The following is a 23,667-nucleotide window of genomic DNA, read 5'->3' on the forward strand; positions in this document are numbered from 1 at the left end:
AAATTGAAGTTGAGATAGAATTGGTTGACCGGAACCGTTTGGATGGCTAACATAAGACAAACTGAGGATAGTCCATGAGATCATATTGTAGCAAGATTCTGGCCCTGGTTATAATCACGGTCCTATTGAGTGGTTCTGTTTATGCCAGCAGTATTCACTCCAAGGCTGGCACCAGTGGTTTCCCATTCCTCAAGATTAACGTAGGTGCCCGCGCGGTGGCTATGGGCGGAGCCCTCACAGGCCTGGCTGATGACGAATCTTCTCTGTACTATAACCCTGCCGGTATTGTCTCTCTTGAAGAGAATCGTTTTATCGCGGGCTATCACAATTATTTCGTCGATATGCAATCAGGCTTTCTCGGCTATGTGCGGAAGCAGCACGATAACCTGGCGCTGGGATGCTGGATCAGTTATCTCAACTACGGCGATTTTACGCGTACTGATCAGACCGGCGCGGAGCTGGGCGATTTCGGTGGGGGTGATCTTCTACTGGCCTTTTCTGCTGCTACCCGGAGAGGACCGAACATCTCCTATGGCGCCACGGTCAAGTTCATCTTTGAGTCGGTCGATGAATACTCCGCGTTCGGAGTAGCCGCCGATATCGGTCTTCGCTACTCTCGACTGCGCGATCGCATGAGCCTGGGACTGGCCGTAAAGAATCTCGGTATGCAGTTATCGAGCCTGGGTGATGAAAAATATCCTATGCCCTTAACTTTCCGAGCCGGGGTCGGACTCCGACCCAGGGGCTTGCCAATTACTCTCGCTGGAGATTTGATTCTGCCGATTGATAACAAGCTGGTGGTGGCTTTCGGCGCAGAATATTGGGAGTTGCGCCCGTTCTACCTTCGCCTGGGATGGAACAGTTTTGGCGTCAACTACCGAACCAGTGATTCCGAGGACAGTTGGGCCGGGCTTGGTCTCGGTGTCGGTTTTGATATCAGACAATTACAAATATCATACGCCTTTGCGCCCGGTGCAGAACTGGGCGATAGTCACAGAATAACTCTGACAGGAAGTCTATGATGAACACACGCAGGATCGTTACTGTTCTTTTGGCCACCGCCCTGATTCTGGCCATGATGCCATCGTGTGCCAATGAATTGGGCAGCGACCCCAAAGCAGCAGTGATTGCCATGTTCGGAGCCATGGAGAAAGATGACCGCGCTACGCTGGCTCATATTCTTGATCTCTCCGAGTTGATGAGTAATCTAAATGAAGATTATGCTCTTCAGACTAACAAGCCGAGAGTTTTCACCAGTCCCGAGCAGATTCTCGATGATCTTACCGGCGAAGGTAAAACAAAAAAACGATGGTTTGATCTCCAGAGAATCGTAAATAAAGCTGAGGTTATCGGTGAGACAGCGACAGTCGAGGTTACTTTCGTTGACAAAGAGCAGTCGCGTGGATGGCGCACGAAGTTTGGATTACACAAAGTCCACGATCAGTGGAAGATATATAGCTTCAAAACCGTGGTGAGTGAGAACTGATGCACCGAAACGTAGTTATCGCATTGTTGATTCTGACCAGCTGTTTGTGGCTGGGCTGTGCTGTGGAACCGGAGCCAACGGCTACAATTCAGGAGTTGCATCAGTTGGTGACCTCCGGGGCTGATCCGTTCGTGCTTGATGTTCGTTCCGAGGGGGAGTTTTTATCCAGGCGCATGGCATTTGTCGATGTGCGGATTTCCGTCGATAGTCTTGAAGCCCAGTCGAATCTTCTTCCTACTGACAAGTCGGTTGCGATCTACTGTGTTGGTTACGCCGAGGAGCAGAGCAAACAGGCAGTCAAAACTCTGGTCGCTCTGGGCTATACCCGTGCACTGTATGTGGTCGGGGGTCTCAAAGCCTGGGCTGAAGCCAGCTTTGAAACGACCGGCGGCGAACTCTAAGCAGACCTTACCCTATTCTTGCCAGGTTACAATGGGCACAGCAGACGCCCTCGTCTGCCCCATGAGTCTTGTACGAAAAGCTTCTTAGCGGTTCCACCTTCTCGGATTGGCAGAATCACCAGGGGGTTCTGCCCTACAACAACCACCACAAAAAAAGAGACCGGCCTAAACCGGTCTCCCTCACATTCAATTAGTCATCGCCCGAAAGCGATGTTAATGTCTGTTTTTACCAGCTACGACGACCACCGCCGCCGCCACGTCCGCCGCCGCCACCTTCACGCTTCGGGCGTGCTTCGTTGACGTTGAGCGTGCGTCCGTCGAGTTCCTGACCACCCACACCACTGATAGCCGCTGTGGCAGCTTCCTGGTCGGGCATCTCAACAAAACCAAAGCCACGCGGGCGGCCGGTTTCGCGATCAGTCACGATGTTAACGGTTGATACTTCGCCGAAGGCTTCAAAAGCCTGTCGCAATCCATCTTCTGTCGTATCGTACGACAGATTGCCGATGTAGATATTCATTCTACACTCCGGTAGTTGCTTGTACATGCCAACCGGTTTTAGTGATCAGCAGCATAAGCGTTAATGCGCACTATTGCGCGTCGGTCCCCGAAATCAGCTTTTCCAAAGATTTGACAGGAAGAACATAAGCCTCGACAAAAGCCTGGAAAAAAACAATGAGGGATACCAGTCATACATGCCATGTATATCGGCTAAGCAAAACAATGTCAATAGCTAATAATAAAAAAGTGAAACGGTTATGAAGCACCCACACGGAACCAAAAGAGTGCAATCTCGCGCTCGCATTCCTTTGTCGGTCATGATATGACACGGGTGAGGAGGGCTGCGAGGGGTATCTGCTATCCGTGATACGAAAAACTGATACGGGTTGTCAGTGGCTTGTACCATCATTTATGTATGGTGAGTACATGAGGGATGAGGAACATTTGTGACCGTCGAGATCAAAGCGGCTGAAGAAATGGAACAGACGATGGAAATTACGATTGATTGAAGGAATGAATCCTGAGTGTGATGATCTTCATCATACGCTGACGTGACTGGACCATAATAATCCTTGCCAATATCATTACCTGATATGTGAATCATCCTCACCCAAAAACTTAATAAACCTAAATCTCCTTGCCCTGCACCCACTTACAAATACAACAAAAAAAGACCCAAAGTGCTTGGATGACATAAACTTCTTGCCAAAAGTTTCGATTTTGCTATATTAATGGGCTTTTTGAGTTCGTCTGTCTCCAGCCAATTGTGGAGAGAGACAGCGTGTTACATTTTAGAGTGAGGCGGTTAGAATCCCGTTGAGGATTCGAACATTACCTTTATTGCTGTTATTGACATGTTTGGTAACCTGACCGACAAGCTGGAATCCGTCTTTAAGACGTTACGCGGCGCCGGGAAACTCTCGGAGAAAAACATCAAGGACTCCATGCGCGAGGTCCGCAAGGCGTTGCTCGAGGCAGATGTCAATTACAAGGTAGCCAAACGATTTGTCGCCTCGGTCGAGGAAAAAGCGATCGGCGATGAAGTACTCAAGGCGCTTGAGCCGGGTCAGCAGGTAATCAAGGTTGTTCACGAAGAATTGATCCGCCTCCTCGGCGACAAGGCCGAACCGTTGGCCCCGATAGATAAATCACCCACAGTGTATATGGTGTGCGGTCTTCAGGGATCGGGCAAAACAACGTTGTGCGCCAAGCTGGCGTTGATGCACCGTCGAAAGAACAAAAAGCCACTGGTGGTGGCGGCAGACATCTATCGTCCGGCGGCGGTGAAACAATTGAAAGTACTGGCAGATTCGATTAACGTCGAGCATTTCTCGTTGGAAGGGAAAAAACCGCCCGAGATTTGCCACGAGGCGTTTAAGTATGCCGAGAAGAATTTTATCGACCTGGTCATTCTTGATACCGCCGGAAGACTGCACATTGACGACGAGTTGATGACTGAACTGGAGGACATCAAGAGCCTTGTGAAACCGGATGAGTTGTTGCTTGTCGCCGATGCCATGACGGGTCAGGATGCGGTCAAGGTTGCCGGGGAATTTCATAAGCGACTTGATATTACAGGTGTAGTGCTGTCCAAGCTTGATGGCGACGCACGCGGTGGCGCAGCGTTGTCGATCCGCGAGGTTACAAATTGCCCGATTAAGCTGGCTTCGACTGGTGAGAAGCTGGGCGATCTGGAGCCGTTCCATCCCGACCGGATGGCGTCACGAATCCTTGGTATGGGGGACGTTGTTTCCTTAGTCGAGAAGGCGCAGGAAACAATGGACGAAAGCAAAGCGATTGAGATGCAGGAAAAGTTGCTCAAGGCGCAGTTTGACTTTGAGGATTTCCTGGACCAGATGGACCAGATTAAGAAAATGGGACCGCTCGATGGATTGCTGAAAATGATTCCCGGTATGGGCAAGGCGCTCAAGGGAGTTACAGTTGACCCGAAAGACATGGAGCGTATGGTTGCGATTATCAAGTCGATGACTATTGCCGAACGTCGCAACCCGGGTCTGATCGATGGCTCGCGCAAGAGGCGTATTGCCAAAGGGTCCGGCAATTCCATTCAGTCTGTCAATCAACTGCTGAAGCAGTTTTACGGTATGCAAAAGATGTTTAGTAATATGAATAAAGGTAAGCTCAAAGGGCTCCCCAAAGGGATGATGCCTTTCTGAGTGGAAACCTGAAAAACGGAGGTCAGGATTTTTGGCCGTACACATTAGACTTCGTCGGATGGGCAAGAAAAAACAGCCCACCTATCGTATCGTCGCTGCGGATTCGCGGCGGGCGCGCGATAGTCGTTTTCTGGAAATCTTAGGGACATACCACCCGGTCGATAAGCCGGCCAAAGTGAAGCTGGTCGAAGACCGGATCACCTACTGGCTGGATGAAGGTGCAATCCCTTCGAACACAGTCAACTCTCTTTTTACCCAGGTTGGATTCAACGACAAGTACATCAAGGCCAGTAAAGGAGAGGATGTCTCAGAGCTAGTGCTGAAGGCGACTATCACGGAACGTCCTAAAAAGACGCGCAAGATGAAAAAGGCGGCACTCGCCAAAGCTGAGGATGCCAAAACCGCTGAAGCAACCAAAGCCACTGAAGCTAAGGTAGTGGAAGAAGCCAAAGCCACTGAAGCGAAAGAGGAAGAAGCCAAGCCGGAAGCTACTGAGGATAAGAAAGAAACTGAATAGCTCCGGGTTGCTCGCAAAGGTAGCGGGCGAATCGGGATAGCAGTGAGGATCAGATCGTGTCGGATGAGGAGTTCGTAGTTGTCGGCCGATTGGGTCGCCCCCGGGGACTTAATGGAGAGATATATGTCACTCCCGAGACCGACTTTCCGGATCGTTTTGTTGGCCTGAAAGATATCCTGGTTCGAAGGCGTGGAGACTGGGAGAAAATAAAGATTGTTTCGGCTGCTATCGTTTCCGGTCGACCCGTGTTGCGGTTTGAAGGGATTCGCACCCCCGAAGATGCCGCCCGGTTTACCAATTGTGATGTGGCGGTTCCGAAGACCGAGATGGTGGAGCTTCCCGAAGGAAGCCATTATATCTTCGAACTGGTCGGTTGCGAGCTGATAGAGGAAAAGACTGGGAGACTGCTGGGAAGAGTCGTTGATGTGGAGCAGTATCCCGCCAACGACGCCTATGTAATTGAGACGACGAAAGGCAAGAAAGTGCTTTTCCCGGCCGTGAAGAAGTTTGTGCGAGAGATAGATACAGAAGCCGGACGGATAACAGTCGATCCAGCCGGACTGATAGAGAACGAGAAAAGCCAGACGGCTGTTGATGAAGTTTGAAATTGTCACGTTGTTTCCGGACTACTTCAATCTGACATTGAAGCAGTCATTGGTCGGGAAAGCGATTGACAAACAGCTCTTTGACATCGAAATAATAAACTTGCGCGACTATGCGACCGACAAGCATCGCACAGTCGATGACACACCATCCGGTGGCGGCGGAGGTATGGTACTCAAAATCGAGCCTCTTGACCGTTGCCTGAAGGCGCTGGGGCATACTCGCCATGGCGAAAGCAGTGATACCGGGAAGAAGGAGAGAATAATCCTTACTTCGGCCGCTGGTAAAGTATTTAATCAGCCATCCGCGATTCGCTATTCGCTATGTGAGCGGGTGACGATTATCTGTGGACATTACCTTGGCGTGGATGAGCGGCTCAACAATCTTTATGATTTGGATGAGGTCTCAATTGGCGATTATGTCCTCTCCGGTGGCGAACCGGCAGCGCTGGTAATGATTGATGCAATAGCGCGACTGATCCCCGGTATGCTGGGTAATTTTGAGTCGGCCCTTGAGGATTCGCACATGAACACAATCCTCGGTCCATCGGTGTATACACGGCCGACGACGTACGAAGGATTTGAGATTCCGCCGGAATTGATTTCCGGCAATCATGAGGAGATCAAGCGATTCCGTCATCGCGAGGCGTTGCGCAAGTGTTTGACTAATCGGCCCGACCTGCTGGAGAATGCCGAATTGTCCGATGAAGACAAGAAAGAGATTGAGCAATTGAAGAAAGATAAGTATTGTCGATAATAAGAAAACCCACTTGTGGGTACGAAAGGATCAGATAATGAAACGTATTGACCATATCGAGAAGAGCTATATGCGGGGAGATCATCCCCAGTTTGGCTCGGGTGATACCCTCCGGATCCATGTGAAGATCAGGGAGGGTGACAAAGAACGTATTCAGGTTTTCCAGGGTACGGTGATTAGTCGTCGCGGTGGTGGCACCGGCGAAACATTTACCGTGCGTAAGATGTCGGGTGGGATTGGTGTCGAGCGCGTATTTCCACTCCACTCACCTAATATTGACAAAATCGAGAAGTTACGGTCCGGTTCGGTGCGACGCGCCAAACTGTATTACCTGCGCAAACTCACTGGCAAGTCAGCTCGAATCAAAGAGCAATTGAGCGACAAGCTTTCTAAGAAGGCAGAAGAACCAGCACAGCCGGTTGAGCCGGAAACCAAACCGGAAGAAAAGCCGGTCGAGGCCGTTGCCGAAGAACCGAAGGCGGAAGCCAAGGTCGAAGAAGTTCCAGCCGAGAAACCTGAGGCCGATGCCAAATCGGAAGAGAAATCTGAGTAGTTGTTTTCTACAATAGATGAAAAAGCGCCCTGGTATAGGGCGCTTTTTTTTGTGTATTGATGTTGAGTCTTGAGTAGGTCGAAACTGTCTTCAGTTTCGACACTTGTTCTGATTTCTTAGTAGGGTGGAACCCCTTGGCGGTTCCGCCACAACAACATCATCTTTCTGTTTCACTTTCTGCCTCGGCTCTGATGAACGGATTGAACCATTCCCGCAGTTCGTTCCAATCGTCTGTCTCTGGAATTGATATTTCGTTATACGGGTGGTTCTCCATAAACATGCTCCACAATGCCTCACATGACCTTCTTGGGTAATGTGCCAGAATAGACTCTCTGAAGTTTGAGTGAACCTCATAATGATTGGAGTGAATAAACGGTCGAAAAGCACTCTGCAACTCATTCGGGTCTACAATATCGATTATCTCTGTCTGGGAGAATCTCTTCCCGTGGGTAGGCCCCCACCCGTCCCGAAGATACTTCATTGCCTCTGCGTCGGTCTCAGGCGCACTGTAGCCAAAAATCGTGAGAATGTATGCATGGTTCAAGTGGGACTTGAGCACGTCCCAAGCATTAGAGATGTACGGATCATCCGCATAGTCTTTCTTGCTGATAGGGTATAGGAGGGGACATCTAGTGAATATGTCACCACACACCGAACACCTGCGCTCCAACGAACCGATTCTCTGATCCTTAGGGCAATACCCCAAAGCCGTGTTACCGTGGAGATAGACTACTGTTGGCCCACGCGTCCACTGGTGGTTGCGACCCATTGCGAGCCACAGAAGAGGGTCCCAATTGAAGGTAGCAATCAGATCCTTAGGTCGCAGCGACATAACAAGCAGATCGTAAATCGTTGGACTATTCGGAAGCTCCAAGGTACGAAAATACTCAAATAATGAGTCTTCGAGTCTAGCTATGAGAGCAATATTGCCGCTTGCGTGCAATTCGCTGAAGACAATCTCGAAATTGCGTCCCTTGTAATCAACTCCATCGCTTTCAAGAGACTGCTCCAGCCCGCAAGTTGCGATCAAGTCATTCATGAGGGGGAGCTTCTTCCCAACGCGATCGCCCTTCGGAAATGCCGCCCTACTAGCACCGGCGCCTAGTATCACAACATGTGGTTTACCCATCGAGATATTTTTTGTAAGACTGTGATCTTCGGTCAGCTTTCGGCTCTCCTTCTCATGATGGTCGCTGTCATCACTTATCTATGCTGTTGAACTGTGACACTCAGCTGTTTCACAGTCTACTCCTGCACCGCTTCCCCTTTGGCGGGGGCGGATGGCTGTCGGTGTTGCAGGAATATGACGTAGATTAGTAAGTAGACGATTGAGCAAGTGATAGCTGCATCGGCGATATTGAATGTCCACCAACGCTGGAGCGTGTAGCCGAACATATCAATATCAAAGAAATCAACATCCAGAAAATCTACCACCCGCCCCAGTCGTACCCGGTCGATGATATTGCCCACGGCTCCGCCTGTAATGAATGCTAACGCATAACACAGTCTTGGCCTGTCGCGGTTGATGTAGGTGTAATAGAGTACAAAGAGCAGAATCAGGATTGATGAAATCAAGTAGACTGTGGATGAGCCAAAATTGGTGCCCATTGCTCCCCCCTCATTATAGACGAGGGTGAGCATGAAAAACTGCCCCAACACCTCAACGGAGGGGGAATCGGTCAGGCTGGCTACGGCCCAGAGTTTCGTCAACTGATCGGTCACAATGACCAGGACCAGAATCAGAACCGACCACAGAAGCGGGTTATTTTCTTTTGCGGACAGGTCTGGATTTCTCCTCAGCTGACTTACACTCGATGCACATTCTGGCGTGCGGTACGGCATCCAGACGATTTTTACTGATATTTTCGCCGCAGGTAGCACACTTACCATAGGTCCCGTCTTCGATTCGCCGCAGAGCTTGATCAATGTGATAGATCAGGCGGCCGGATCGTGAGGCAAACATGAACGCCTTCTCTCGCTCCATCGCATCGGTCCCCTGGTCAGCCATGTGGTACGAGTAGGAAGAGATATCGCCCGTCGATTCACGAATAGTGGTCGATACCTGTGAGTCCATGTGGTGGTCCCTATCTTCCAGCATGGCTTCGCGTTTGGCCAGGAGCTTCTTCTTGTACCGTTCTTTCTCTCTGGTCCTCATGCTCAACTCCAATCGCTATACCTTGGAGACGGCTATGACTGTCTTCTCGCCATTGATGTTCCACTCGGTGCTGCCGTCAATAGTCTCACCGTCAGCAAAGCGAATACTGTCGGCCAGCGTCTCGCGCTGGACAAAATCTTCCCAGTTCCCGACCGCCGTTATCAGGCGATCAGAGGCACTTACTAATACATTAATACGGTCAGTGACCTCGAAGCCAGAACTTTTTCGCATATTCTGAATCTTACTGACAAGTTCCCGGGCAAAGCCTTCAGCCACAAGCTCTTCACTAAGCTCGGTGGCAAGTGCGACAGTAACCCCACCATAGCTCTCGATTGCGTATCCTTCTTTCTCATCGCGATTGACGTCAATCTCTTCCTTGGTCAACGTGACCTTGTCACCGTCTATTTCGATCTCCACTTTACCGGCTGAGTCGAACGTGCGAACAGTATCATTGTCGAGTCCTGCCACAATCGGAGCCGCTGCCTTGACTTTCCCGCCCAGACGAGGTCCAGCTTTTTTGAAATTAAGTTTGGCGGAATACGAAATATACTGGTCCAGATCATCAGCACTGGCTACGGTCTTGACGTTGAGTTCATCTTTAATGATCCCCAGATACTCCTCAAGCCGATCAAACGAAAGCCCTTCCGGCGTAGCGACCATCAGTTGTGACAACGGCTGCCGGACTTTGATATTACGACGCGACCTTGCTGCTCGTCCCAGCGAGACGATTCTCTCCACCAGCCCCATAGATTCTTCAAGGTCAGTATCAATCAGATTCTGGTCCGGCTTGGGATAGGTTGTCAGATGAACGGACAGCTCCTGGCCATTGGTCTTCAGCTCCGCCCCCACCAGTTGTCGCCAGATCATCTCTGAAACCATTGGCGTAACCGGAGCGGTCAGGCGGCAGACGCCAACCAACATTCTATACAGCGTGAGATAGGCCCGCATCTTGGAGGGGTCATCCCCTTTGGCCCAGAACCGACGTCGGTTGTTGCGGACATACCAGTTGGAAAGCTCGTCGATGACATAAGCCTGTATTGCCCGAACTGGGACCGTGATTTCATATTTGTCAAGTCCTGCAGAGACTTCCCCGGCGAGACTATTGAAACGCGAGACAATCCAGCGATCGAAGCGGTCCGGTTCGCCGGCTTTGCCTTCAAGATAGGACTCAATCGATTGGCCTGTTTCACGCGCACGCTCGGGGACTTCATCGATATTTGCGTAGAGCGCGAAGAATGAATAAGTATTGCGCAACGTATCGAAATACTTGCGGATAACTTCCTGCAGGCTGGCAGTGTCAAACTTGGTTGGCATCCACAGATTCGAGGTCGAGAGCAAATACCAGCGCACCGGGTCGGCGCCGAAATCTCTGACCGTTTCGAAAGGATCTACAACGTTACCTTTGCTCTTCGACATTTTCTTGCCGTTCTTGTCGAGGATGAATTCGAAAACGATCACATTCTCGAAAGGCGTTTTGTCGAATAGCAGGGTCGAGATGGCTAGTAGGGAGTAAAACCAACCTCGGGTCTGGTCTACCGCTTCCGCGATAAACTGAGCCGGATACTTAGCCTCAAACTCTTCCTTGTTCTCAAAGGGGTAATGCCACTGGGCGTACGGCATCGCGCCGGAGTCAAACCAGCAGTCGATAACTTCCGGAACCCGGGTCATTGTGCCGCCGCATTCACACTTGAGTTTGACTTCATCCATCATCGGCTTGTGCAGATCGACATCGTCCGGGACGTCGATCCCGTCCTGCCTCAATTGCTCAATAGATCCTACGGCTTTCTGTTTGCCACAATGTGGATCATCGCAGATCCAGATCGGCAATGGTGTGCCCCAGAATCGTTCACGCGACAAAGCCCAATCAACGTTGTTTTCCAGCCAGTTGAGCATACGTCCGGTACGGATTTCATCCGGATTCCAGTTGATGGCGTTGCTGTTCTTGATCAGCTGTTCTTTGAACTGGGTCGTTTTGAGATACCAGGACTGGCGCGCGATGTAGATCAACGGCGAATGACAACGCCAGCAGAACGGATAGTTGTGCTCGTAGATTTCTTTTTTGAATAACCGCCCGGCAATTTTAAGGTCCTTGATGATGATAGGGTCGGCATCCTTGATAAACATCCCGGCGTATGGCCCGGCAAAATCTTTGAAAATGCCATTGGCTTCGATAGCCTGAAAAACAGGAAGACCAAACTTCTGTCCGACTACATAGTCGTCGGCACCGAACCCGGGCGCAACATGAACAATCCCGCTGCCGTCTTCGAGGGTAACAAAATCGGCATTGATGACAAAATACGCTCCGTCGGCCTGATCCTTGAAAATATCGAATAACGGCAGGTATGGTCGTTTGAGAAAATCAGTCCCCTTGAAGCGCTGAAGTGCATTTTTTGGTTCACCGAATACTTTCTCGACCAACGCCTCCGCGAGTACCAATTTTTCACCCTCGTGTTCAACCAGAACATAATCGGCGTCCGGTTTCATACAAAGGGCAGCATTCGATGGCAGAGTCCAGGGGGTTGTTGTCCAGACCAGATAACTGAAATCAGCGTCCGTCGCCTTCACTTTGACGAAAATCGACGGATCTCTGACCTCTTCATAACCCTGGGCTACTTCATGGCTTGACAGACCGGTGCCGCATCGGGGACAGAAGGGAACCGTCTTGAAACCTTTGTACAGCAGATCGCGGTCGTGGAAATTCTTGAGAATCCACCAGACGGTCTCGACATACTCGTTTTTCAGTGTGACGTAGGCATCATCAAGATCAAGCCAGTAACCGATGCGACGGGTGATGTCATTCCACTCGTCGAGATATTTGAAAACCGATTCACGGCACTGTTTGTTGAACTCAGCAATGCCATATTTTACGATTTTGGCTTTCGAGTCGAGCTTGAGTTTTTTCTCGACTTCGATCTCCACCGGCAGACCGTGAGTGTCCCAACCTCCCTTGCGGTCTACCCTGAAGCCCTGCATGTACTTGTAGCGACAGATGAGATCCTTGACTGTGCGCGATATGACATGGTGAATCCCAGGCCGTCCGTTAGCTGTAGGAGGGCCTTCGTAAAATACGAAATGTGGTCTGTCTTTCGCGGCTTCCTGAGCCTTCTTGAAAGTCTGGTTCCTCTCCCAGCCGGCGATGATCTTTTCTTCGGCCTCAGGCAGCGAAAAGTTGTCTTTGAAGGTGTCGAATCTCATGTTTTTCAATCTCTTATGCGCGATCTAGTCGCGGCTGTATTGAACACTACTATAACCTAATAATTTACCTTCGTTGGCATTTTTTGTAAAGACTTTTCAAGCGTGAGACGGCGAAAGGTATTATGTCAACAGTGTCATTCTTGCGGGTTATAAGCCAACATCACGGAATCGCAGAATAGCATCTCCATGAGAAGATGCACGCAAAGAAAAACCCCCGCAGAGCGGGGGTTTTCATATTTGTATCGCAAATTCAAAAAACTACTTCACCAGTACCATCTTCCTGGTTTCGGTGTATGTATCGGTTTCGAATTTGTAAAAATAGACACCTGAAGCGAATCCGGAACCATCCCAGTCAGCAGTATATTTACCAGCTGACAACTCTTTGTCAACCAGCGTTTCTACTTCCTGTCCAAGGATATTGAAAACCGTGATATTCACATGCGCCAACGTGGGAACATCGAACTCAATTTCGGTTGTGGGGTTAAACGGATTCGGGTAATTCTGATTCAGGGCAAACTTATCCGGGAGGTCTCCCGCGGATGCTTCTGTTACATCGGTTTCCGCCTTGAATACATACCGCTCGTGATATGGCAAACGCAGAGTAGCTGGGTTTGTTGTTGTAATTGAGAACGCAAGCTCCGACCCTGCATTGAATTTCAAGGTATCTATTACAATCGAGTCGCCAGGCGACCAGTCCAGCGTGAACTCGTAAGTCGCCCAGAGACGGCGTACTGAGGCAGCGGGAATACCGGGAGAGAATATGGACGCTCCGCCAATGAGAGCCACCGAGCTGTCATTGGACTTGGTGAGACTCGTATCGAAATAGACGAAAGGACCTATTTCTGCAAAACCCGTTATCAGCAATGCGGAGGCATAGGCGGTGTCAAGAGTCAGGTTTGCACTTGACTCTCTCCAGGTGAACCCGGCCGTAGCTCCAGATAAGTGATAGTCACTGAATACCCATATTTCCATTACCATAGTTCCACCGATGGTATCAACCTCAAAGTCAACAAACTCAAGCGTATCAACTTCCAATACGTCGTCAAGCGGCTGCGCGGCAAATGCTGGACTGCCAGTACAAATAGCAATCAAGAAGACTGCAATTAGTAGTTTGTTTCTCATATTCAAAACCTCCATATTATTCAACCAATCCAACTGATCGTAACACAAATAAGAGTAGATTATCTTCACTATCAACTTCGCAGCATTTCACCTCCCGGAAGAGTCTCCAACTAGTTTCCTATTTCACATCAATACATCATTCACATTCATCCCCACCCAATAATACGACCCTCTAGTGCGCCCGTCAATAAAAAACGTTCAACTACCTCAGAATGCGTAAAAAAAAGGTGGGTTTTTCAACCCACCTTTTTTATAGTATTTGTTAAGATCACGGCGGTGGAGGACCCTCCGTGAACAAGTAGGCTACCAGATAAGTAAGATCTTCAATGTTGATCTCTCCATATCCATTAACATTTCCACCTACACTATCGACCGGATCGCCACCGGTGAACAAATATGCTACCAGGGCCGTCAGATCCTGGATATTAATTTCGCCGTCGCAATTGCAGTCGCCATGAGGGCAGGCGATCACAATTTTCCCTGGAATTAGAACCGGCCAATAGTCACCCCAACGCGTCTCAATTTCGGAACTGTAGTTATTTTTCCTGGTGGTGTCAATAGTGACCACCTGACCGATTGGAGCCACATCCGAAACCGACACCCAAATATTGAAGATGATACCCGTATCCGGAACCAGATAGGTGGAACCAGTGCCTAGAATATTGGGGCGTAGTCTCAAGACATAAGTCTCGGTCCATTCATCAGAGGCAAGCGTAGTCATTTCTGCAAAGTAGTCTGTGCGAGTGCCTGCTGTTGATAGTGAGTCGAAAAATACCGTACCGTTAAAATCCCTAAGTTTGAATGCAAATACTATCTCTCTGACTTGGGTCGTATTCGTCAGGCGGACCGGTATAGCGGCGCTGGATTCGGTTACCAATTCGACTGAATCGATTACAAAAGTATCGGCGCGGGCCCAAACAAAATGTTCAAGATGCTCTTCTCCTGGCCCCAGCAGATTGTTTTCATCAATAACCAGCGAGACATCATAAACTCCCGGAGAGCTATATGTATGCTGTGGATGCTGCTCAACGGAGGTGTAGGTGTCGCCAAAAGACCAGTCCCAGCCGACCGGTGAATTGGGCGACAAATCTGTAAATTGCACCGTCAGTGGTACCTGACCATCGGTAATATCGGCAGTAAACTTAGCGTTGGCCAAACCACTCAGGGAACTCAGGGCATTGATCCGGCCGGTCCCCAACATACCGGTATATACCGGATTATTGACGGCAGTGATATCGTCGGCATTGACCGAGATAAGTGAATCAATCTGGGCTTTGGTGAGCGAAGGCATAGCGGAACGAATCAGCAATGCCAGACCAGCCACCATGGGTGATGCCATTGATGTGCCACCAATGGAAGCAGTAGTTGGAGTGTATTCGTCGGAATAGGTGGACAGGATATTGTCGCCTGGTGCCGAGACATCGATCCAGTAACCGTAATTCGAGAACGATGATTTGATGTCCGAATACGGTCCCACCGAGGCCACTGAAATCATGCCCGGTACGCCATCGAAGTCATCTGGATCATCGATGTTATCATTGCCGGCGGCGTGGCAAAAAGTCACTCCGGCCGTCATAGCAGCGGAGGCGGCAAGGGCGCCGACGTAGGCTCCACCCCAACTGGCGTTGATAACGTCAGCACCCATCATGACAGCATAGTCAATGGCGGTAGCGCAGTTGTTGGAGTTCACATAACCGAGGCCATCAGCAGCTACAGCACCAACACGAAGACACATTATTTGGATACCACGATAAGAGCGGTGTCCCCCATACCAACCCCCCGCCACGCCAGTGACATCTATGCCGTTGTTGGTCGCGGCAGCCGCGATACCGGCGACATGAGTACCATGCCCCCCGAAGTCATTAGGATCAGGATCGGGAGTGCCGCAATCTTCGCCCTCCCAGCAACCTCCCGTGAGTCCAGAGAGGAAATCGTAACCGATGAGATCATCGACGTAGCCATTACCGTCGTCATCCACTCCATTTAGGTCGTCTACATCAAACACAACACCGTCACCGTCAATGTCCTCACCAGGATTAATCCAGATATTGTCCATCAGGTCGGGGTGATTATAGTTAACGCCCCCATCAATGCAGCCATATTTGATCTTGCTCGAGCCGGTCTCAATGTCCCAGGCGTCGTAGAAATAAGGATCTGGCGGGCCAGGTTCCATAGCCCACTGCGAAGACCACTGGGGGTCATCCGGGGAGGCTGTCATAGGAATAGCCCAGACCGGCTCAGCCATGCGGATATTGGGGTTTTGTATCAGGTCGCTGATGACATCGTATACGTCAATTTCTTCCGGGAACTGCAGTTCGCACCATCTTGTGAGATCATGAAGTCCTGATCCCGCCTTCGGACGCTCTATTCGACCGGGGAAAATCTTGCTCATCTCACTAATGTCGTGTTTTGCGAAAATCGGATCCAGGCTCGGGAGGTTGAGCGAAACCCGCCCGAATGCTTTGGCCAATTGTTCAAATTCGACATTGTCCTCAAACTGAACTGACACCCGCCCCTCTATTACGTAGGGCTGTGGCTGGTCCTGATCAGCATAGTATCTAGCGTGGCTAGTACCTGTGAACAGGAGCGCCACCATCAGAAGTGTCATTGTTAAACGACACGAATTCAATCCAAATCTCCGCATACAATTCTCCAAACTAATCTCTTTGCGATTCATATCTCTCTACGATTAATAACGACACAAATGGTCGATCAGTTCACTACATCTCCGTCTGTATAGACGCGATTCAATATGTGGCGGTTCAGTGAGACTCTCAGTTTTGGTCTGTCAGTGCTTCCGAGGTCACACAGAATGAAGTATAAACGTCCAAACCAACAGGACTTGAACCCTAACTGCGCTCAAGTGTATTTCGTTACTCTAATATAGTGAGAAATGCCCCGATTCCAAGAAAAAAAGATCGCCCTGGCAGAAGCCAGGACGACCATATTCTACGAGAGACAGAAGAACTATCTGTCTATTAAGGTATAACTGAGCAATCTGGAGGGACCGCCCCACCAGTGAACATAAAGGCTACCAAATAAGTTAGGTCACCAATATTGATAGGACCGGAGCCATCGACGTTAGCCATTATGTTACATGGGGGTGCTGCCCCACCAGTGAACATAAAGGCTACCAAGAAAGTTAAGTCACCAATATTGATAGGAGCTACACCATCAACGTTACCGCGTTCATCGCAAGGACACAGGTCATCCTTATACCAACGAACGCCATCGTTGATGACTGCTGCGACTCGAGCGGGGGCTACGCCCTTCGGCGGAGTCTCCACGGTGTCGCTAATCGGTACCGACCAGAGTTGCTTCCAGACCAACAACTTCTTGCCGACCTTAAGAGTGTAGTCGTGCTGGAATGTCATGACCATATGCAGATCGTAAACTACTGTGTCATCATCTGTGTATGGCTTCCAGCCTTCAGTTTCGGTCATCAGCATATGGAGCGTGTCGCTCTCGTAACCGGCGTCATTCCCGTATACATAGCGGCCATTCGATTCCGTGTATGCATTGTAGAACGGACGCTCGGCCTCGGTACCGTCGTCAATTGCAACATATTTAAACGAATCCGGGTTATCATCTTGTTCAAACATACCGAGGAATGTTATTCCACCATAACGTGAATTGTTATAATTAATACCACAATCCTCAGGGTAATCAATAGAAGTGTCCGCGTAGTAGACACCCTGTTGCCAGATAGACAACAAGTCATGATCATAGCCGCTCGAGTTCATGTTACTATCGCCTGGAACATCCCAGTCAAGCGCTTCACCGATGACAAGGCCGGTATGCTCATTGTCGCCGTTTCTGTCAGGGTTATCGTAGACTAACAAGCGCTCCCAGATTACGGTACAAGCGGTATCGGTGGTCTGCACGGCAAACGTCTTGGTTTCAATTATAATTGACGAATCCAGTGTATACGCCTTCGCATCATAGGCTTCGTAATCATGGTACTGATATGTATCGACCTCTTTCAATGGGTTGCCAATTTGTACGAAGCCGACAGTATCAGCATAGCCATTGCCGAAGATCGACCAGTTCATTTTGGCAGCTTCGCCTTCGTTCTTATATCCGATTACCGGCGAAGCCTGGTACAGGTAGTATTCGGCAGTAGTGTCACAGTCATCAGCGTAGCCCATGCTGATCTCTTCCTGAGCGCCCGCACCAATTGAAAGATTGTTATTGACTACGAGACTGATGCACGATGACAAAAGAGTATCCGGAGTTGGTGGATAAACCGTATCAGCAACAGTCATGCTGATAAGGAAAGTATCCGGCGACGTCGGAGCGTTAGTGACAAATTCGATACCACCTTCAAGCATCATAATGGTGCCCGGAGTATTGATGACGCCGTCCATGTTGACGTAGACCTCGGCATCAACAACGTTACCCAAGCCGGCTGGAATTTGCGTCTCAGGAATTGTGTGTCCCAGCCATTCATCCGTGATATAAGTGAGCTTAAACGGGGTGATTTTCGTGTCAAGAAAGTCTAACGCGGCATTACCAAGGTTCTCTAACCTGATGTCGGTAGTATCCGGGCGATTATGTTTGGTCCATGAAGGCCATTCAATCTCTATTGGCAAGAAACCAAGAAGAGGGTTAGATACCGCGTCAACACAGGATAACCGAGCCCACATTATGTCAGCTGTTTGCCAGGTACCTTCGTCATAGACAATTGCACCAGGACTTCTGTCATAAATGTATTGGAGGTCGAGGTAGTTGCCAGCACCAGTGGTATTGTCTTCACCCGGGTACATAAAGACCTGGGCAGTGTCATCACTCTCATCACCCACAGTAATGCCGTACCTGGACATTGACGGATAGGCGTCACTCCAACACGGACCACCATCACCCATAGCTGAGTCGCAACCAGGGGAATAGGAATTCGTGACGTTACGGGCTGCATCCCAGGTCAGACCACCGTCTTCCGAAACGACCACCCACAGCTCACCATTTGCAGAACCGCCCGGGAACCCAGGATTGGATTCGACAGCGCAGTCATCGAAGATAGCTGGCTCAGCGGCACCGTCGTTATATTGGTTGAAGAGGATGTAGTGGAAGCCACGGCATTGCGAGATGCTCATCCTGGCGACGTTCAGGTGCCAGGTTGGGGGGGTACAAGTTGTCTGATCCCAGTCATAAGCATGAGCAACACGGAGTGTATTTTTGTTTTCAGACCAGTGGAACATACGTCCCCTGAAGTAGCCGGCGTTGCTGTTAGTATAGGCATCCGTCGGCCAATAGCTGGCGGCAAACACAATGTGTAATTCGTCGTCGTCTGCATCCAACAAACAGCTGAGATCAGCGTACGGACGATAACCGTCTTCTTCCAATTCATTGACAGCATATTGGGTTATGTTCGTATCTGACCACGTGCCGACATCACCATTGGTTGCACTGACCGTATACCAGACGTCGCTATCCCATTGGTTAAACCGCGGGGGATCGCAAGGAGTCTTGTCGGAACTGGAAGGGCCACCAGGTACACATGGGAGAGGTGCCGTCCAAACCATAACTACCTTGCCGCCATCTGGGTCCGCGGCGATATCATGAGACAGAACATGAACTGTATCAAGGGTGAAAGAAGCATCAATATCCCAGTATGCTTCCGCATCAGGTTTTCCACCGACACGACGGTAGTAGTTGAGAGCTCCTGATTCACCGGCCGCAGCCTTTGATTCCTGGCAAAGTACATGCAAGAATGGACCACCGGTAGCGGGTTCAGTCCAGGCGAACTTTGGCCAGATAGTTTCTGCATCCGCGTCCAGGGTACCGATTGCTGCGAACTCTCTCGGGACGTGTTCACCTTCGAAAGTCGAAGCCAGCGCTGAAAAATCCCAATAGAAGTGAGGATTATAAAAAAGAGGTCCGCCATCGGCACCGGAGCCATCCATATCGTTATGACCACCGACGATAGCACGGTTGGTGCTGGTTACGGCGATATTAACATATCCGGCTCTCTCATCGTCCAACTGCAATGCAGTTTCGGAGCCAAATTGTTCAGCGCCTAAGTTGTAGCCGTTATATTTAAATTTACGAGAATCAGCACCAGTGATTGCTCTACCAGGAAGATACATCCAAGAAATATGGACGAAGGTTCCCTCGGTAGAGGTCTTGGACTCAATCATCCGGCCCATAGAGCCGTTATGCTGGTAATCGTAATTGGTCCAGCCCATAAACGTACCTGGTGATTCGGCCCGGGAGAAGCTGCCAAGAGCCTGATCGAAATCAGCATCCCTATATACTACACCAGAATTATGCTCATCAGGGAACGCATACTCGGACATTTTGATAACTCGTTCGTCAATCACCCGTCGTTGAACCGGCGATTTGGCGGCCGAAGCAGTCATCGCGAGAAATGCGAACATGAGCAAGGAGAGAATTAACAACGAGGATATTTTCCTTGTCATCAGTTGCTCCTTTCGAGAGGTTTGAGTTTTCCCAACCTATTTCTCAGAGAAAAATAAGTCAATTAATTTGCACCTTGTGGAAAGTGTTCTTATGGTCAAGCGTCAATTACGTCATGAAACGCAAGCAATACGCTCAATCATACATAACAAAACTCTTTTGTAAACGACCTCCTTTCCTAATCCCCAATGTGAGCCACACATCAGGTGATTGGCTAAGTTTCGAGAAGGATCTTTCGTCCTTAGAAATTGGTTGTTGAAGCAAGCGTTCGTAAAACACCATTTCGTCAAAGTTCTTCGTAATCAGTTATCTGGATAGTACCAGTATTAGTTTAAGCAAGTGTTTCGAACCTCATCATATTAAGGTTGAACGCCTAAGAGAAAAAAAACGTAAGATCATTAGATCTGGTCACACCACTTCCAGTGATTGCGCTACTATTATAAGCGGATATCCATATTATGTCAAGCGATTTCACACACACAATTTACATAAACAGTATTACACAACACCGGGCGCAACAAAAAAGCCACCCAAGCGGGTGGCCTTTTTGAGGGCTTTGGTGTTATGATTTCGTGGCGCAGTTATTGCGGCGGTCGTGGACCGTCACTGTAAAGGAAGTTGACCATGTAGACTATGTCTGCTACCCGAATAAAACCGTCCATATCCGCGTCGCCTGATTCCAGTGGATATGGAGCTGGTCCACCTCGGAACAGGTAATTTACAAGGAAGACAATATCATAGACATTGTAAGATCCGCTCACATCCGCATCGCCACGCTTGGTACTTACTACGCTGTAATAAGTTATGATAGTATCGGCGAGTCCAAGCGGGTCGCTTACAATAAACCGCACCTCATTGACCGTCCCTAGGTCGGCTAAGTCCGGATCGTAGACATACCTCGCATTCCCACCACCGTCGTTGATCAGTGCCGCTCCGAGGAGTGTGTCAGTGGCATCAAAAGACAAAGCATCACCGTCCGCATCGAAAGCCTCAAGATAGGTGGTGTGCTGGGTGCCAACGTGAACAGTAATTGTATCGGGAAGAATACTGGTAAAATACGGAGACTGGTTACCAGTCTCAAGTACGTTAATAACAACGACTTGCGTATCGGCAAGGTTCGGGGCTACGATACTTTGAGAAATAAATGATATAGGATAGCTTCCTGCCTGCTGGAAGTTGGGCCTGAACTCAAAATACAATGTGGCTACCGCTGTCATCGTATCGCAGTTAGCTGGTATTCCCTCAGCATGTATTTGTGGTATCTCGGAACTTTCTGGATCGTAAGTCATGACGCTGAAAGTCAGCGTATCTCCTTCATCCATGTCAATCGGGCCGGTACCATCGGAGAACATCATTACCGGCGGTCGTATAGTGTTGTAGACCTTTATGGTTTTAACAGACAACATCGACGTCAATCCCGGGTCAACTGAGTCAATCGCAATGAGTCGAAGAAAGTATTCCCTGGGAGGGAAAGGGTCATCACCCTGATCGTAGTCCGGCGCAAAGGTCAGCACGGCCGTGCCGTTGCCGGAGTCATAGATCGACATGTTCGGGGCCAGAGAGTCGGGGAACCCATCCAAATAGGCATCAATGGCTGGTGTTGGACCGTCGATATCCCCGGCAGTCATGACCCATATGAGAGTATCACCCTCCATCACGGAATCTTCTTGCATTGGGTCAAAGTAGATCCATGGGACCCGGTTGGTGTCAAGGATTGTGATCGTCATCATTGCCGAATCGATAGCATCCGGGAATGTTGGATCACCATCGGTGGCATAGAACCAGACATCATAGGAACCCGAGTCGGTATCATTCGGAGTCCAACTGAACATGCCTGCTTCGGCGCCAAATGCTGCTGTCCCCGGCAGAGGGCCGGATGAGAGAGTTGGTATGACCCCATCGACATCACTTGCCGAAACAGAGAACTGCAATTGCCTCAATTCCATACCTTCCTGATCAGCAATCGGATTGAGGGTAGGAGCGTGGTTACCAAACTCCTGTATGTCAATGGTGACGGTGACGGTATCGACCAAGGGACCACTGGTCGCGATGATGTTAATATCCCAAAGCCCGGCCTGAGTGAAGTCGGGAAGGAAAACTATCAAGCCCACTCCGTCACCCTGGTCTGTAAAGGTAAGGTTGGCTGGCTGTGTAAGTTCATCCAGTGTTAGTGTGACTGAATCAAGATCAGGATCAATAGCCACAATAGTATCACCGAGAGTGTCGCCCTCAGTGCCCACAATAGACGGAACATAGGTAAACACGGGAGCCTGATCGCCAGCTTCGTATACTTGAATCAGGACTACTTCTTTGTCGAAATCCATACCGTCAGTGGCCTTGAAAGTCACGCTGTACAGACCCGATTGCAAAAAGCCGGGCGAGAACACAAACTGGGCTGTGCCGTCACCATTGTCTGTAAAGGTCGAATTATCCGGTGCATTTCCAATTTCAAAGGCCGGTATAGTGCCGTCGGGATCGGTAGCCGACATGTCGATCGTAAGAGTGTCTCCCTCCAAAACGCTTTGAGTGCCAATCTCGGCGAGTTCGGGCGGGAAATTAATAGTTACAACCGTAATCTCGACCAGCATATTTCCGGTTTGGGATGGGCTGCCCTGGTCTGTGGCCAGGAATGTGACTGTATCGATCCCTTCCTGACCGAGAACCGGGGCGAAGAAAAGGCTACCGGTGTTGTCACCGTTGTCCATGAACGACGCATTAGTCGGTAAATCGAGAACGGTTAGGAACAATCTGGCGCCTGAAGTGTCGGTAGGATCAATAGCAGTAACAACGAACTCAAGGGTATCGTAGATTTCCACCGTAAACGGTCCGACCAGTTCAAACTCCGGCGGCTGGTTGACTTCGTAAGTTGTGATCGAAACGGTCAGTATTGAGGACAGCGCAGGTGTGCCGTCATCAATGGCGATGAATCGAACGGTATCAATGCCAGCGTCTTCGTAGTCCGGTGAGTAAGTTAGTACTCCGGTACCGTCACTGTTATCAGTAAATGTGTAGTGGTTCATGAGAGTGTTGACTGACAGCGTGATGTTATCGCCGTCCGCATCTGTTGCGACGACATTGAGTACCAGAACGTCGTTTTCTTGAATAATGGTGTCAGTCAGCGTAGTTGTCCAGACCGGAGCCTGGTTGCCTGCCTCGCCCACAACGATTATGACTAACTCGGAGTCAATAACAGCCGGGAAGGCAGCATCAGTAGCATAGAAAGTAACCGGGAAGATGCCGTCGTCCAAGAAACTCGGCGTCCAATCAAACGTGCCGTTGCCGTTGCCATGATCTGTGAATACAGCCGCACCGGGAAGAGTGGATGTTGACAGGATCGGGAAATCACCGTCAATATCAGTGGCAGATACGCCAAACGTCAACTGTACATTCTCAGTTGTAGATTGTGAGCCTATGGCTGTCAGCACCGGGTCGTCATTTACATTAGTGACGGTAAATATAGCTGCGTTCTCATCCCACAGCGCACCCGGATCGGTGGCCCGGAAAGTAATCGTCTCGTCTCCGTTCCAGTCAAGGCTGGGGATCGTAATCGTAGCCACCTGGGCGGTAATGTCGACGGTCAGTTCAATGTTACCACTGTAAGTCCAGACCATCTCGGCATCGGTGTGGTCAGCATCAGAAACATAATCATCGAGGTTGATGGTCGCAAAGCTGCCACCCTCGGCGACCGTCTGGTCAGGAATATCAGTCACTACCGGAGCGTCGTTCTCAGCCGTGACGGTAAATATAGCTGCGTTCTCGTCCCACAGCGCACCCGGATCGGTGG

At 49.8% G+C, this 23,667-nt stretch carries 17 protein-coding genes; 8 read left to right on the forward strand and 9 right to left on the reverse strand.

Features of this window, described 5'->3' with window-relative positions; all coding sequences use genetic code 11:
• The first annotated feature begins 74 nt into the window (after positions 1–74).
• Genes KOO62_07620 through KOO62_07630 form a run of 3 tightly spaced genes read left to right on the forward strand, consistent with a single transcriptional unit; the run spans position 75 to position 1,887 of the window.
• Positions 75–1,022, forward strand: a complete 948-nt coding sequence (locus tag KOO62_07620; GenBank protein ID MBU8933861.1) for a PorV/PorQ family protein — start codon at positions 75–77, stop codon at positions 1,020–1,022.
• Positions 1,019–1,486 (forward strand): hypothetical protein, encoded by a 468-nt coding sequence (locus KOO62_07625; GenBank protein MBU8933862.1) that lies wholly within the window; start codon positions 1,019–1,021, stop codon positions 1,484–1,486. The genes KOO62_07620 and KOO62_07625 overlap by 4 nt, the downstream gene beginning before the upstream one ends.
• On the forward strand, positions 1,486–1,887 hold the full coding sequence (locus KOO62_07630; GenBank protein ID MBU8933863.1) for a hypothetical protein: 402 nt from the start codon (positions 1,486–1,488) through the stop codon (positions 1,885–1,887). The genes KOO62_07625 and KOO62_07630 overlap by 1 nt, the downstream gene beginning before the upstream one ends.
• 226 nt (positions 1,888–2,113) lie before the next feature.
• Here the strand turns inward: KOO62_07630 and KOO62_07635 are convergent, their stop codons facing one another.
• Positions 2,114–2,407, reverse strand: a complete 294-nt coding sequence (locus tag KOO62_07635; protein MBU8933864.1) for an RNA-binding protein — start codon at positions 2,405–2,407, stop codon at positions 2,114–2,116.
• An 835-nt stretch (positions 2,408–3,242) separates the two neighbouring features.
• Here KOO62_07635 and ffh point away from each other — a divergent pair.
• The 5 genes from ffh to rplS are packed head-to-tail and all read left to right on the forward strand — an operon-like array spanning position 3,243 to position 6,994.
• Positions 3,243–4,565: a signal recognition particle protein gene (ffh, locus tag KOO62_07640; protein MBU8933865.1), complete on the forward strand. Its 1,323-nt coding sequence runs from the start codon at positions 3,243–3,245 to the stop codon at positions 4,563–4,565.
• Between the two features lie 31 nt (positions 4,566–4,596).
• Entirely contained in the window at positions 4,597–5,082 is a 486-nt protein-coding gene (rpsP, locus tag KOO62_07645; GenBank protein MBU8933866.1) for a 30S ribosomal protein S16, read from the forward strand.
• A 56-nt stretch (positions 5,083–5,138) separates the two neighbouring features.
• Positions 5,139–5,687: a ribosome maturation factor RimM gene (rimM, locus tag KOO62_07650; protein ID MBU8933867.1), complete on the forward strand. Its 549-nt coding sequence runs from the start codon at positions 5,139–5,141 to the stop codon at positions 5,685–5,687.
• Positions 5,677–6,441: a tRNA (guanosine(37)-N1)-methyltransferase TrmD gene (gene trmD / locus KOO62_07655; GenBank protein MBU8933868.1), complete on the forward strand. Its 765-nt coding sequence runs from the start codon at positions 5,677–5,679 to the stop codon at positions 6,439–6,441. Before rimM ends, trmD begins: the two co-directional genes overlap by 11 nt.
• Before the next feature lie 37 nt (positions 6,442–6,478).
• Entirely contained in the window at positions 6,479–6,994 is a 516-nt protein-coding gene (gene rplS, locus KOO62_07660; protein ID MBU8933869.1) for a 50S ribosomal protein L19, read from the forward strand.
• A 157-nt stretch (positions 6,995–7,151) separates the two neighbouring features.
• Here the strand turns inward: rplS and KOO62_07665 are convergent, their stop codons facing one another.
• From KOO62_07665 to KOO62_07700, 8 genes are all read right to left on the reverse strand, one after another.
• Positions 7,152–8,033, reverse strand: a complete 882-nt coding sequence (locus KOO62_07665) for a hypothetical protein (protein MBU8933870.1) — start codon at positions 8,031–8,033, stop codon at positions 7,152–7,154.
• Between the two features lie 206 nt (positions 8,034–8,239).
• Entirely contained in the window at positions 8,240–8,836 is a 597-nt protein-coding gene (gene lspA, locus KOO62_07670; GenBank protein MBU8933871.1) for a signal peptidase II, read from the reverse strand.
• Entirely contained in the window at positions 8,757–9,149 is a 393-nt protein-coding gene (locus KOO62_07675; protein MBU8933872.1) for a TraR/DksA C4-type zinc finger protein, read from the reverse strand. The genes lspA and KOO62_07675 overlap by 80 nt, the downstream gene beginning before the upstream one ends.
• 15 nt (positions 9,150–9,164) lie before the next feature.
• On the reverse strand, positions 9,165–12,344 hold the full coding sequence (ileS, locus tag KOO62_07680) for an isoleucine--tRNA ligase (protein MBU8933873.1): 3,180 nt from the start codon (positions 12,342–12,344) through the stop codon (positions 9,165–9,167).
• 258 nt (positions 12,345–12,602) lie between these two features.
• Positions 12,603–13,466 carry a T9SS type A sorting domain-containing protein gene (locus KOO62_07685; protein MBU8933874.1) on the reverse strand — a complete coding sequence of 288 codons (864 nt, stop codon included), beginning with the start codon at positions 13,464–13,466 and terminating at the stop codon, positions 12,603–12,605.
• 268 nt (positions 13,467–13,734) lie between these two features.
• Positions 13,735–16,074 (reverse strand): S8 family serine peptidase, encoded by a 2,340-nt coding sequence (locus tag KOO62_07690; protein ID MBU8933875.1) that lies wholly within the window; start codon positions 16,072–16,074, stop codon positions 13,735–13,737.
• Positions 16,075–16,444: 370 nt separating this feature from the next.
• Positions 16,445–19,885, reverse strand: coding sequence for a hypothetical protein (locus KOO62_07695; protein MBU8933876.1), 3,441 nt, complete (start codon positions 19,883–19,885; stop codon positions 16,445–16,447).
• Between the two features lie 579 nt (positions 19,886–20,464).
• Positions 20,465–23,667 (reverse strand): hypothetical protein (locus KOO62_07700; GenBank protein ID MBU8933877.1); only part of this gene is annotated, 3,203 nt, incomplete at its 5' end.

This window comes from Candidatus Zixiibacteriota bacterium (assembly GCA_019038695.1).
Lineage (GTDB): Bacteria > Zixibacteria > MSB-5A5 > GN15 > FEB-12 > B120-G9.